At 42.7% G+C, this 13,485-nt stretch carries 13 protein-coding genes, 1 riboswitch and 1 other annotated feature; of the genes, 10 read left to right on the plus strand and 3 right to left on the minus strand.

What is annotated here, in order from left to right; genetic code table 11:
- Window positions 1-142: 142 nt before the first annotated feature.
- On the minus strand, window positions 143-1,576 hold the full coding sequence (gene proS / locus AWT60_RS02205; protein ID WP_056768467.1) for a proline--tRNA ligase: 1,434 nt from the start codon (window positions 1,574-1,576) through the stop codon (window positions 143-145).
- Window positions 1,577-1,618: 42 nt separating this feature from the next.
- Window positions 1,619-1,814 (minus strand) — a binding site (T-box leader).
- Between the two features lie 149 nt (window positions 1,815-1,963).
- Window positions 1,964-2,063: riboswitch (purine riboswitch) on the plus strand.
- A 77-nt stretch (window positions 2,064-2,140) separates the two neighbouring features.
- On the opposite strand from proS, the gene AWT60_RS02210 reads away from it, so the two are divergent.
- The gene (locus AWT60_RS02210; RefSeq protein WP_025092506.1) at window positions 2,141-3,313 is read left to right on the plus strand and encodes an MFS transporter; all 1,173 of its coding nucleotides are present in this window, start codon (window positions 2,141-2,143) and stop codon (window positions 3,311-3,313) included.
- 53 nt (window positions 3,314-3,366) lie between these two features.
- On the opposite strand, the gene AWT60_RS02215 is transcribed toward AWT60_RS02210, so the two are convergent.
- Window positions 3,367-4,134, minus strand: a complete 768-nt coding sequence (locus tag AWT60_RS02215; RefSeq protein ID WP_056768464.1) for a GNAT family N-acetyltransferase — start codon at window positions 4,132-4,134, stop codon at window positions 3,367-3,369.
- Window positions 4,135-4,335: 201 nt separating this feature from the next.
- On the opposite strand from AWT60_RS02215, the gene AWT60_RS02220 reads away from it, so the two are divergent.
- From AWT60_RS02220 to AWT60_RS02250, 7 genes are all read left to right on the plus strand, one after another.
- Window positions 4,336-4,794, plus strand: coding sequence for a MarR family transcriptional regulator (locus tag AWT60_RS02220; protein ID WP_041106150.1), 459 nt, complete (start codon window positions 4,336-4,338; stop codon window positions 4,792-4,794).
- A gap of 105 nt (window positions 4,795-4,899) precedes the next feature.
- Entirely contained in the window at window positions 4,900-5,130 is a 231-nt protein-coding gene (locus AWT60_RS02225) for a hypothetical protein (RefSeq protein WP_056768461.1), read from the plus strand.
- On the plus strand, window positions 5,127-5,588 hold the full coding sequence (locus AWT60_RS02230; RefSeq protein WP_218676843.1) for a 2-thiouracil desulfurase family protein: 462 nt from the start codon (window positions 5,127-5,129) through the stop codon (window positions 5,586-5,588). The genes AWT60_RS02225 and AWT60_RS02230 overlap by 4 nt, the downstream gene beginning before the upstream one ends.
- A 29-nt stretch (window positions 5,589-5,617) precedes the next feature.
- Window positions 5,618-6,034, plus strand: coding sequence for a DUF5301 domain-containing protein (locus AWT60_RS02235; RefSeq protein WP_041106156.1), 417 nt, complete (start codon window positions 5,618-5,620; stop codon window positions 6,032-6,034).
- Between the two features lie 81 nt (window positions 6,035-6,115).
- Window positions 6,116-6,943, plus strand: coding sequence for an aldo/keto reductase (locus tag AWT60_RS02240; RefSeq protein ID WP_041106158.1), 828 nt, complete (start codon window positions 6,116-6,118; stop codon window positions 6,941-6,943).
- A gap of 249 nt (window positions 6,944-7,192) precedes the next feature.
- A complete protein-coding gene (trhO, locus tag AWT60_RS02245) occupies window positions 7,193-8,161 on the plus strand; it encodes an oxygen-dependent tRNA uridine(34) hydroxylase TrhO (protein ID WP_039176148.1) in 969 nt (322 codons plus the stop codon).
- 339 nt (window positions 8,162-8,500) lie between these two features.
- Entirely contained in the window at window positions 8,501-10,120 is a 1,620-nt protein-coding gene (locus tag AWT60_RS02250) for a glutamate/serine transporter AimA (protein WP_218676844.1), read from the plus strand.
- 35 nt (window positions 10,121-10,155) lie between these two features.
- Here the strand turns inward: AWT60_RS02250 and AWT60_RS02255 are convergent, their stop codons facing one another.
- Complete coding sequence (locus tag AWT60_RS02255; protein WP_218676845.1) at window positions 10,156-10,356, minus strand: hypothetical protein; 201 nt, start codon at window positions 10,354-10,356, stop codon at window positions 10,156-10,158.
- Window positions 10,357-10,539: 183 nt separating this feature from the next.
- Here AWT60_RS02255 and licT point away from each other — a divergent pair, with 183 nt between their 5' ends.
- Both licT and AWT60_RS02265 read left to right on the plus strand, forming a co-directional pair.
- Window positions 10,540-11,376, plus strand: a complete 837-nt coding sequence (gene licT, locus AWT60_RS02260; protein ID WP_218676846.1) for a BglG family transcription antiterminator LicT — start codon at window positions 10,540-10,542, stop codon at window positions 11,374-11,376.
- Between the two features lie 235 nt (window positions 11,377-11,611).
- Window positions 11,612-13,471 carry a beta-glucoside-specific PTS transporter subunit IIABC gene (locus AWT60_RS02265; RefSeq protein WP_218676847.1) on the plus strand — a complete coding sequence of 620 codons (1,860 nt, stop codon included), beginning with the start codon at window positions 11,612-11,614 and terminating at the stop codon, window positions 13,469-13,471.
- Window positions 13,472-13,485: the final 14 nt, after the last annotated feature.

The following is a 13,485-nucleotide window of genomic DNA, read 5'->3' on the forward strand; positions in this document are numbered from 1 at the left end:
TATCACCACTCCAGTTAATGTCTTAAAAACCGATTATATTAATATGAATTATAGGGGATCATGCAGGTGAGGTCAATGGGTGTTTGGGTCTTTTTAACAAAAAAGAAGCATCATGAGAGATGCTCCTTTATCGTTCATATTCTTAATAGGCTTTCGCCCAGAACACCATATCAGATGCAGGCTTGCCGCAGCAGACACATGTGTCAGAAATGGTTTCCTGTTCGAATGGGATACAGCGTGAGGTCGCGCCTGTTCTTTCTTTAATGTCGTTTTCACAGGCTTCATCACCGCACCACATGGCTTTAATCAATCGGTTTTCTTCCGCAAGAAGTTGCTCAATGTCTTCGATTGTGTGGGCGTGTGATGTCTTTTCGTGTAATCGTTCTTTCGCTTTTTCGTACATCGTCCGCTGGATGTCTTCAAGTGTTGCTGTGATGGTTTGTTCAAGTGCATCTAACGTGACAGCTTGCTTTTCACCAGTGTCTCGTCTTGCGAGCATCACTTGTCCTTTTTCGATGTCCTTTGGTCCTACTTCTACACGTAGCGGAATACCCTGCATTTCACACTCGTTGAATTTCCAGCCTGGCTGTTTATCGGTTGCGTCGATGTCAGCACGTGCGATGCGGGCGAGGCGATTCTTCAATTCGTAGGCATGATCCAGTACCCCTTCTTTATGAGAAGCGATTGGCACGATACGCACTTGGGTTGGCGCAATATTTGGCGGGAGGACGAGCCCTCTGTCATCGCCATGCACCATGATCATAGCGCCGATAATTCTTGTTGTGAAACCCCAAGAGGTTTGCTGGACATGCTCTAGTTTTCCTTCACGGTTTAAGAATTCGATGCCAAATGCTTTGGCAAATCCGTTCCCGAAGAAATGAGAAGTGGCAGTTTGCAGCGCTTTTCCGTCATGCATCAAGCTTTCAACCGTATAGGTGAAGCGAGCGCCGGCGAATTTTTCCTTCTCTGTTTTTCTCCCTTTAATGACAGGAATGGCAAGGAGATCTTCGCAAAGAGAAGCGTAAGTGTGAAGCATTCTTTCTGTTTCTTCAATCGCTTCTTGCTCAGTCTCATGGCACGTGTGCCCTTCCTGCCATAGGAATTCAAGGGTTCTGAGGAAGGGACGTGTTGTCTTTTCCCAGCGGACAACATTGGCCCATTGGTTATATAGCTTCGGTAAATCACGGTAGGAATGAATAATGTTTTTGTAATGCTCAGCGAACAGCACTTCAGAGGTTGGTCTGACGCAGAGCCTTTCTTGTAATTCGGATTCACCGCCGTGTGTCACCCACGCCACTTCAGGAGCAAAGCCTTCGATATGATCTTTTTCCTGCTGAAGCAGGCTCTCTGGGATAAAAAGCGGCATATAGACATTCTCATGACCCGTTTCTTTAATTTGGCGGTCAAGTTCGTCGCGAATATTCTCCCAGATTTTAAAGCCGTACGGCTGAATGATCATACTGCCTCTCACGCTTGAATAATCGACGAGCCTTGCCTTTGTGACAACATCTGTATACCACTGGGCAAAGTCGTCTTCCATGCTTGTAATTTTCTCAACAAATTGTTTTTTTGACATTGCAGGTTCCTCCTTTTTAAAAACAAAAAAGCTGTACTTTAAGTTAGGGACCATTCCTGGTGGTACCACCCTAATTTAAAGCACAGCTTTACACTTAATCATGATAACGGTATGAACCGCTGTATGAAACAGAACTAAATCGGCAGGTTCACTTGAAGATGTCAGTAGGAACTTCTCAGCACCGTTCCCTCTCTGTTAAAGATCGATTCAAGCTACTATTCCAGATCTACGTTGATCCTTGTTCGTTGATTTTTCATCAGTTTACCTGTAAATGGGGGAGAAAGCAAGTTGTTCTGATTCCTTTTACAGCGCCTTTTGTTTAGGTAACGGAATGGTAGTATTTTTCTATTTTTACAGCTTGCGAGTTATGTAAGGCTATGCTAATATATGTGAAGAAAAAAATAGACTTGTATAACCTCAATAATATGGTTTGAGGGTTTCTACCAGGATCCGATAAATCCTGATTACAAAAGCGCGCTTTCCTTTTTTGTAATCAGGGTTTTTTTGTTTGTCTGCACCCTGTATCAAAAGTGAAAGCGATGATATACAGAAGGGATGTTAGACATGAACTGGAGAGTATATTTATTAGCCGTTTCTACTTTTGCGGTTGGATTAGTTGAGCTTGTGGTCGGAGGCATTCTGCCAAGTCTTGCAGAGGATTTGAATGTGTCTCTTGCAACAGCCGGACAGCTTATTACGGTATTTGCAATTGTGTATGCCATTTCAGCACCCGTGCTGCTGACCGCTACAGCCAAAATCGAACGAAAGCGCCTTTATTTAATCGCGTTATTGGTGTTTACATTAGGGAATGTGTTCACTTATTTTAGTTCGACCTTTGCCCTTGTCATGATATCAAGGGTGTTGATCGCGATGAGCACAGCGCTAGTGGTGGTGTTGTCACTGACGATCACTGCTAAATTGGTGGAACCAGCGCATCGTGCGAAGGCATTAGGGCTGATTTTTATTGGTATTAGCTCCTCACTTGTTCTCGGTGTACCGATCGGTATTTTTATTACAGAGAGCTTTGGCTGGAGAGTGATGTTTTTAGGAATCAGTATTCTTTCTGCCATATCGATGGTGCTGATCTATTTTCTATTGGAAAAAATGCCTGTTGAAAAAGTGACGCCTCTTAGAGAGCAGATTCGTTCTTTAGGGCATCCGAAGATTTTTAGTGCACACTTGATCAGTTTGTTTATGCTTGCAGGCCATTATATGCTTTATTCTTATTTCACTCCATTTCTGATGGAAGTTCTGCATATGACCCCGTTTTGGATTAGTATTTGTTATTTGATCTTCGGGCTTGCGTCTATAGGCGGGAATGGATTTGGCGGCTGGCTGAGTGACAAACTGGGTTCAGGAAAAGCGATTTTGCTTGTGACAATCGCGTTTGCGGTTGTCATGTTTACCATTCCTTATACAGCGGGGGTGTTCGCGCTCTTTATGGTCATGGTTGTCCTTTGGGGTGCGCTCAGCTGGGCACTGACGCCTGCTTTGCAGAGTTATTTGATTCAAACAGATCCTGTGACGTCTGATATTCAGCAGAGCTTAAATACATCGGCTTTGCAAATCGGCATTTCGATTGGATCTGCGGTTGGCGGAGTCATGTTTACGATGACCGGTTCATCTGTTGATCTGGCTAAATTCGGTGCTGTGTTTGTACTGATTGCCTTTAGCTGTGCGGTGATTTCGCTGAAGAGACCGCCGCTTTATATGGATCGTCAGCATCATGCTGAATAGCTGCCTAAAGATAGGCAGCTTTTTTATGTTCATTTCAAAGGGAAAGTACCTTTCTATTCAAAGACGGCCATTTCGCCGATTGGTTGGAAGCCGGCACGCTGGTAAATATTTTTGCCGTCTGCTGATGCTTGTAAGATGACACATTTTTGTTTATTCTCTGTCTGGGTTAGAAGGTAATGAAACATGTCACTGCCAAGTCCTTTTCCGCGGTGTTCGGCCCTTGTCATGACATCATAAATACCGTAGCTGTCGTTTGCCTCGAATAATAAGCCTGTTGTGACCGGCTTTTGGTGTTCATACCCCACGAACATGCGAGCTTTTGAGTGTAATGCTTCAATCGAAAAACGCTGGAAATAGTCTTCTAAGGCGGCGGCCTCTTTCGACCCTTTGAATAGTTCAATAAAGATATGTTTGTAATCAAAGAGTGTCTGCTCATCAAGAACTTCCTTGATTGTAAGTGCTGGGGATGTGACTGGATCAATGTCACCTGTATGCTCTAGCATCATGATGGTATTGCGTTCGACCTCTTGAAGCTGATATTCCTTTAATAAATCAGCCCAATCAGGATGGAGTAAACGGTGATCAACCCATGTGCTGAAGATGAGTTTCTGTGACCGCATGTGTTCAATGGCTGCTTTCACTTTTTTTGGATCTTGGATTTGAGCTGATGTCGGTAAGAGCAAATTGAACGTGTCAGTCGATATATGAGTATTTGATAGAACGAAATCGTCCGATGCAAGGAAGGTTCCGTTTACAGCAGAGGAAAACAGGTGTATCTTTTCTTCTAACTGGCGAATGGCCATTTGTTGTTCAGGTTTCATTTAGCTCACCTTTTCATTTTGATAAATTGGATGACATCCCCATGATTATAGCATGTGACTGGTTGAGGGGAATCTAGTATAAAAGTACATATGCAATTTTCAGGTCCGATGTCCTATTATTTTACTCACATCGACATTTCTTTTGACTCCTTTCTTCATTATTAGTACCATTTTATTAACCAGTTAAGAGTGGAGGTTCAGATGGAAACAAAAGAGCAGATTGTATTAAAAGCGATTCAAGATCTGATTATGCATAGGGAAAAGAGACGGAATGATCCAACAGATCCACTGATTACCACGACTGATACACTCAAACAAGAATGGACACTCACACAGCTTCACATTTTATCGATGATTCAAGCCAATCCAAACGAATCAAACAATACATTTCTATCTCAACAACTAAAACTATCAAAGCCAGCTATTACAAAGGCTGTGAAAAAACTAATTGAAAAAGGCATGGTGGACTATTGCCACCGGCAGGGTGATAAGAAATCTGTCTATTATTCTTTGACAGAGGAAGGAAAGCAATTGGCAGCGCTTCATGATGAACTACATGAAAATGCAGTCACGTCCTATTTAGAATTTCTACAGCAGTTTCATGAAGATGAATTACAAGTGATTGAGCGTTTCTTAAAGGCTTGGAAAGAAAAGATATAGATAAAAAACCGAAACCATCGTAAAGAGGAGATGATTTCGGTTTTTTATGGTAAAATTAACATATATTGATGTTATTCGAGGCCATGAAGAAAGGGAGGGAGCTCATTGGAGAAAGAAATGATAGAAAATTATAAAAAATACGTATTCATCATGCCATTCGTGGGATTGTTTGTCAGCGTGCTATTATTTGTTTATTTTTTTGGTATTGCAGGACCTGGAGAACCAATTTGGGGTGCTGCTTTGTATTGTGCTCTGCCCTTTTTGGTGAATACGATATGTTTCTTGCCTTTATGTATTTATTTTAAAGTCAGTAAAAAAAGTGAGGAACATACATGATTGTCGTCAGTGCTTGTCTTGCTGGGTTGAAGGTTCGGTATAATGGCAGCCATCGATTAGATCAGCGAATTGAGGAGCTTGTTCAGGAGGGAAAGGCAGTCACAGTTTGTCCTGAGCTCCTTGGCGGCTTCTCCACGCCTAGACCTCCGGCAGAAATCATTGGCGGAGATGGATATGATGTTTTACGGGGGCAGGCTGCTGTTGTCGATGTTCATGGAACTGACGTCACTGAGATGTATGTAAAAGGTGCGAAAGCCGCGCTGGAACAGGTTCAGTCTCTGAAAGCAACAGCGGTTGTGTTAAAAGAGTACAGCCCCTCCTGCGGCAGCCGGATGATTTACCGCGGAGAGTTTAACGGGGGGACAAAAGCTGGGGATGGAGTGACATCCGCCTTGCTAAAACAGCATGGGATTCAGGTATTTTCTGAGGAGGATGATTGGACTTCACTGTTTTTATAGGTGTGGTGTGAATAGAAGGAGGAGTTAGGTTGAAAAAGTGGATGATTGGTTTAGTCGTCATTATTTTATTAGGAATTGGTATTTATTTTCTAATCAATGCAAAAACATACTCTTTTGATGATGTGGTCTCGATTGATCAAAACAAGGTGACTTCGATTCAAATTGAGCATGATAATGAGCGTGTTAAAGTGGAAAAGAAAGCGGATATTCAAAAGCTGCTGAAGGAATTTTCAGGTATGAAATTAAAGAAAACGAATGAAACTAAAAAAACTTCAAAAGAGTCTTATTGGATCAGGGTGTATGAGAATAAGAAGGAAACATACGGTCTGACTTTCTATGATCAGGCATTTTTAACGACATATGATTTTTCTAAAACAAAAGATCAAACCAGCGAATATCAAATCGTTGACGCCAATCAAGTTGATATGGGAAAATATATCAAATAACTCAGTCAGAATGTCATGCATGATCAATTGAAAATTCGGGTATAGTGCTTGGTAAGTAAAAAGGAAGCGGAGGTTTGTTTGATGAGTGGATTAACAGATACAGTCACATTAGCAAACGGAGTAAAAATGCCGAAGCTAGGCTTTGGTGTATGGCAGGTAAAAGATGGGGATGAGGCTGTAAATGCAGTCAAAGACGCTCTTGAAGCGGGCTACCGCAGCATTGATACAGCAGCAGCCTATCAAAATGAAGAAGGGGTAGGCAAAGCCATTCAGCAATCAGGCATCTCGCGCGATGATCTATTCATTACGACAAAGGTCTGGAATAATGATCAAGGCTATGAATCAACACTCGAAGCCTTTGAAACAAGCATGAACAAGCTGGGACTAGATGTATTAGACCTTTATTTAATTCATTGGCCAGTTGAAGGTAAATATAAAGAGACGTGGAAAGCGCTAGAGAAGCTATATCAGGATGGACGCGTTCGAGCGATCGGAGTGTGTAATTTCCATCAGCATCATTTAGAGGATTTATTGGAAGAGGCAGAAGTTGTGCCAATGGTGAATCAAATCGAGCTTCATCCGAAGCTGACGCAGGAGCCTTTACGAGACTACTGCAAATCGAAAGGAATTCATGTAGAGGCGTGGTCGCCATTAGGCAGCGGGAAGCTTCTGAACCATCCTGTTCTCCAGGATATCGCGAAAAAACATGATAAATCAGTAGCGCAAGTGATCCTTCGCTGGGACTTACAGCATGGCATTATCACCATTCCAAAATCTGTGACGAAGAGCCGAATCATCGAAAACACACAAGTCTTCGATTTCGAGCTGTCCGCACGTGAGATGGGTGTCATTGATCAGCTCAATGAAGATGAGCGCACAGGTCCAGATCCAGATAACTTTGATTTTTAATCGAAGGAAAAGCACAGGTGCGATGCCTGTGCTTTTTTATGTGCAGTTTTTTGAGGTTGAAAGGCCTCAATGATTTGAATGGTGTCGATAATCTTTTCTTTACATAGTCTCCAATCAAACCATCGAATATATGAGAAGAAAGACCCTTCCGTTTTATGGAATTGAGCCGCCGACATTGCCTTTAGGTATGTATTTCCTGTATGATAAAGAATGGTATGTTTTGATTAAATTTAAGAGGTGTTTATATAGATGGAAAAACAATATCGCGTTTTACTTTACTATCAATATGTCCCCATTGAGGACCCAGAGACGTTTACAGCAGAGCATTTAGCATTCTGTAAGGAGCTTGGTTTGTTAGGCCGTATCCTCGTATCAGCAGAAGGCTTGAACGGAACGGTTTCTGGAACCATTGAGCAAACGGACAAGTACATGCAAGCGTTAAAAGAAGATCCGCGCTTTGCGTCTATGCCGATCAAAATTGACGAAGCAGATGGTCATGCGTTTAAAAAAATGCACGTCCGTCATCGGAATGAACTAGTGAACCTCAGCCTTGAGGATGATGTGAATCCGTTGGAATTAACGGGGAAACATCTTAGCCCGGTTGAATTTTACGAGCAAATGCAATCACCTGATACTGTTGTGATTGATGCGCGTAATGATTACGAGTTTGATGTTGGTCACTTTAGAGGGGCAGTTCGTCCTGATATTGAGACATTCCGTGAATTACCTGAGTGGATTCGTGACAATAAAGAGATTCTTGAAGGGAAAAAAATCCTGACTTATTGCACAGGCGGTGTACGCTGTGAGAAATTTTCAGGCTGGTTAAAGCGTGAAGGCTTTGAAGATGTCTCTCAGCTTGACGGCGGAATTGTCACTTACGGAAAAGACCCAGAAGTGCAAGGGAAGCTATGGGACGGTCAATGCTATGTGTTTGATAATCGCTTAACAGTACCAGTGAATCAAACAGAGCATGTGGTTGTCGGAAAAGATTTCTTCACTGGTGAGCCTTGCGAGCGTTATGTGAACTGTGCGAACCCTGCATGTAACCGTAAGATGATTGCCACTGAAGAGAGTGAGCATAAGTATATGCGCAGCTGCAGTCATGAATGCCGCACAAGCGAACGGAACCTGTATGTGAAACAGCACAATTTATCTGAAGAAGAAGTACAAGAAAGACTAGCTGTCATTGAAAAAGAACAAGCGATTTCACAAGGATAGAGGGAACCCCCCCTCTATCCTTTTTTTCTGTACATGACGGGGGTTAGAAGATAGAGGAAGTCATTTCCTCTATCTTTTTTGTTTTGTTTTTTTCAAAATAAGGGTAAAGGTAGTTATTCAGTCTAATAGATTGAACAGGTGGAAAAGCGCTTTCTTTTGAAATAAGCATGTTCGACTATTTCAGAAAATGAAGAATTGAGAGATAATATAACAGGCAAAAAAATGAACAAGGGTAAAGGTTCATTAGAAGAAATATTTGCCATTTTAATGTGAGCTGCTTTGAAAGAAAGACGCTTGCTTGACACATGCTCTGTATTTTAATCGAAAGGTGTTATGAACATGAATCATTTGCATCGTAGGATGGGAACTTTCGCTTTAATGATGGTAGGTCTTGGCTCAATCATTGGTTCAGGATGGCTCTTCGGTGCTTGGCGTGCGGCTCAAATCGCCGGTCCTGCTGCTATTTTATCCTGGTTGATTGGGATGGTTGTGATTTTATTTATCGCTTTGTCTTATAGTGAACTCGGATCGATGTTTCCTGAGGCAGGCGGAATGGTGAAATATACGCAATATTCACACGGATCTTTTATTGGGTTTATTGCAGCTTGGGCGAACTGGATCGCCATTGTCTCCGTGATACCAGTTGAGGCGGTTGCTTCCGTCCAGTACATGAGCTCTTGGCCTTGGGAATGGGCAAAGTGGACATCCCATTTGGTCACAAAAGGGGTATTGACGACAGAAGGTCTTATGGTTGCCAGTGTGCTGCTTGTGATTTACTTTCTGCTTAATTATTGGACAGTTGGGTTATTTTCAAAAGCAAATACATTCATTACCGTGTTTAAAATTGTCATTCCAGGATTAACAATTGGTGCGCTCTTATTCGTAGGTTTTCATAGTGAGAATTTTACTTCTGGAACAAGTATTGCCCCTAACGGCTGGGCGAGTGTGCTGACAGCTGTTGCGACATCTGGGATTGTGTTTGCCTTCAATGGCTTCCAAAGCCCGATTAATATGGCCGGTGAGGCAAAAAATCCAGGCCGGTCGATTCCAATTGCCATTGTCGGATCGATTTTCATTGCAACTGTGATTTATGTCCTTTTACAAGTTGCCTTTATCGGTGCTGTTGATCCTTCTATGATTGTGAATGGATGGGGTCATTTGAATTTCAACTCGCCATTTGCGGACCTTGCCATTGCGCTTGGGATTAACTGGCTTGTTCTGATTTTATATGCGGATGCGTTTGTGTCACCTTCGGGTACAGGAATTACGTATACCGCAACGACGTCTCGGATGATTTATGGAATGGAAAAAAACAAATACATGCCAAGTGTGCTTGGCCGTCTGCACCCTATTTACGGCGTGCCTCGTCCAGCAATGTTTTTTAACTTAGCCGTATCGTTTATCTTTCTGTTTTTATTTAGAGGCTGGGGTGTACTTGCTGAAATTATCTCTGTCGCTACACTCATTTCTTATCTGACGGGACCAGTGACTGTCATGACGCTGAGAAAGACAGGGACAGATTTATATCGTCCGCTTCGAATAAAAGGACTCAGCATCATTGCTCCTCTCGGTTTTGTCTTTGCCTCATTGACGCTGTATTGGGCAAGATGGCCGTTAACAGGTCAGGTGCTGTTCATTATTCTCATCGGTCTACCTATCTATTTTTACTATCAAGCAAAAGCGAAGTGGAAAGGATTCGGCCGCAACTTTAAGGCGGGTGCTTGGATGGTTGTGTACCTGCTTGTGATGATGACGATTTCCTGTCTTGGCAGTGATAAATTCGGCGGTTATAACATCATTCATTATGGCTGGGACATGGCACTGATTACAGTGGTAGCTCTGCTATTTTATATGTGGGCACTCAAAAGTGGATATGAAACAGAGTTTTTAGAGGATGCGAAAAAAATCAATGATGAGCTGCGTGCTTCTCAGAAAGAAGCTGCAACAACCAAAGAATAAAGAAACGGCTGCCTGAACACTCGGGGCAGCCGTTTTTATTTGGATGAAAGGTGCATCACATGCCGTTTCAGCCAAGTGGTGACGCCGTGCAAAACGGCCGCTGTGACAAGTGAAATGAGCACATATCTCCAAAGCTGGTCTAAGCCTTGTCCACTCAGCCAGAACACGATGCCTAGAATGATGAGGGTGAACATGAGCAAGAATAAAAATGATGCAGACCAGAAAAAAGACTTCACAGAAGGTCACCTCCTCAGAAGTATTGTATGCAGGCAATTGAAGGAACAGACCAGCTATGAAAGGGTAGAATCATGGTGAAATCTATTGCAAAAGTCAGATAAAAACGCCAAGTGATTTGACAGTTGTGTTAAGATGAGAGCATATTTTGTAAAGTTGTTGGTCATAGACGGAGGTGTTTGGAAATGCAGATACAAAAGGTTCTAAACAATAATGTCATTAGTGTCATAGATGAACAAGGAAAAGAAATCGTCGTCATGGGGAGAGGCATTGCGTTCCAGCGACGTCCCGGGGACCCGGTGGACGAATCGTTGATTGATAAAGTCTTCCGCCTGGAGGATCATTCCGTTCACGAGCGGATGAAAATGCTGCTTCAAGAGGTTCCGTATGATGTGGTCAAGGTGACCGAAGAAATGATCCAATATGCACATACAAAGCTGAACCGAAGATTAAACGAAAGTCTGCATGTATCGCTGGCAGACCATATTCATTATGCCATCGAACGGCTGAAGAAAAATCATCTGATTGAGAATTCGCTTATTTGGGAGATTAAACGCTTATACAAAGATGAATTTCTCGTGGCAAAGGACTGTCTTGAGATGATTGAAGAGCGTCTTCATATTGAACTGCCTGAGGATGAAGCGGGCTTTATTGCCATGCATATCATTAACGCAGAGCTCAATGAGGATATGAATACGACGGTCAATATCACAAAGGAAGTCAATGCCATTCTCACCATTGTGAAATATCATCTCAACATGGAATTTGATGAGGACTCACTCAACTTTTATCGTTTTCTCACGCATTTGCGCTTTTTCGTCCAGCGTCTGATCAATGAAACACTCCTTGTCAGCGAAGATCAGGACTTATATCAGCTGATTAAAGTGAAATATCCGAAAGCATACGATTGCGCAAAGAAAATCGCAGAATATGTCTATCAAACCTATCGCCGGGATCTCACATCAGAGGAGATGCTGTATCTATCAATTCATTTGAATCGACTGATCAAACGAGAAAAATAAAGATAGATTTTAAAAGAAAGCGTTGACATGAGAAAAGGTGAGTGGTACTATTTGCTCATAAACATAAAAGAATACGGTTTCACAATGATCGTCTTAGAGGATTGTGACTGTTCGGCAGGCAAAACCTAAACGTTCACTAAAAAAGCGCAACAGCAAGCTGCGACTATTTTTGGTGCCCGTTTAGGTTTTTATTTTGCCCAAAAACGTATTTTTTTGAAAAAAAGGGGGTTTTTGCATGAGTTATCGTCAATTAGCAGAAGACATTATCAAACATATTGGCACAGAGAAAAACGTTCATTCATTGGTGCATTGTGCCACAAGACTTCGCTTCACCTTAAATGACAGATCAAAAGCAGATAAAGCGGCCATTGAAAAATTAAATGGCGTCGTCACAGTCATGGAAAGCGGCGGCCAATTTCAAGTGGTCATTGGCAATACCGTACCAGAGGTATATCGAGAAATTGGAGAGTTTACGAATCTATTAGAGGATTCCGCTGCTTCATCTGCAAAATCAGGTGAAGAGAGCACAAGCCTTTTCGGGAAATTCGTCGACATTGTTTCGGGGATTTTCACACCACTTCTCGGTGTCATGGCGGGTGCAGGTATTTTAAAAGGTCTATTAGGCATCTGTATCAACGCGAAATGGTTAACTCCTGAAGATACGTCGTATCAAATTTTATTTGCGGCATCTGACAGCTTGTTCTACTTCTTGCCATTATTGCTCGCCTTCACTTCTGCTAGGAAGTTTAAAGCGAATCCGTTTGTCGCTGTGACGATTGCAGGTGCACTTATTTACCCAACCATTCAAGAATTGTCAAAAGGCGGCGGAGATGTGACCTTCTTCGGGATTCCAGTCGTCTTAATGTCTTATACATCTACGGTCATCCCAATCATTTTGGCAGTGTTTGTCATGGGATATATCGAACGTTTCTTTAACAAAGTCATTCATGAAAGTGTTAAAAACTTTATTACACCACTGATTTTACTTGTCACGGTTGTTCCGCTGACACTCGTCGTATTTGGACCATTTGGTGTGTATGCAGGGAATGGCATTGCAGCTGTTTTGCTGAAAGTATTCTCCTTTAGTCCTACACTTGCAGGTGCTTTAATTGCGATGGCTTGGCAGATTCTGGTCATCTTCGGAATCCACTGGGGACTTGTGCCAGTGATTTTAAATAATATCGCAGTCCATGGGAAGGATCATATCAAGCCGGCCACTGCGCCAGCTGTATTCTCACAAGCCGGTGCTTCTATCGGTGTTATGCTGAAAACAAAGAATAAAAAACTGAAATCACTGGCTGGATCAACAGCAGTTTCTGCTGTGTTTGGGATCACAGAGCCAGCTGTATACGGGGTCACGCTTCGTTTGAAAAAACCATTTGTTGCAGCCGTTATCTCTGCTGGGGTCGGCGGTGCGATCATCGGTTATTCACAAAGTATTGCGATTGCGTCAGGTCTTCCAAGTTTACTGACACTGCCGATTTTCTATGGTCAAGGATTTACAGGGTTCATCATCGGTATCTCGGTCTCGTTCGTCCTTTCGATCATCTTAACTTATTTGATTGGATTTAAAGATCCAGTAGATGAAGGTGAAACGCCGGCAGCCGCTTCTGCACCGGTAATTGAAAACGAACATGGGGTCAAAGCAGCTCATGTGAAAAGTCCTTTAAAGGGCGAGGTCATCAAGCTGGAGGAAGTGCAGGATAAGGCATTCTCATCTGGTGCACTAGGAAAGGGCGCAGCCATCATTCCATCAGAAGGAAAGCTGTTTGCACCAGTATCAGGAGTTGTGACAACGGTGTTCCCAACTGGACATGCGTATGGTCTAACCTCTGAAAGCGGAGCAGAAGTACTCATTCACATCGGACTGGATACCGTACAATTAGGCGGAAAGCATTTTACCCCGAAGGTTGTGCAGGGGCAAACCATCACAGAAGGCGAACTGCTTGCTGAGTTTGACATAGAAGCCATCCAAGCTTCAGGCCTGTCAGTCACAACACCCGTAATCATTACCAATTCAGGTGAGTTTAGCGATATTATTGAAACAGAAGAGAAACAAATCACACCAGGGCAATCATTTTTACATCTACTTTAATCAAAAGGAGGAAG

The sequence above is a fragment of the Bacillus sp. F2HM genome, from assembly GCF_019266135.1.
Taxonomy (GTDB): domain Bacteria; phylum Bacillota; class Bacilli; order Bacillales; family Bacillaceae; genus Bacillus; species Bacillus safensis.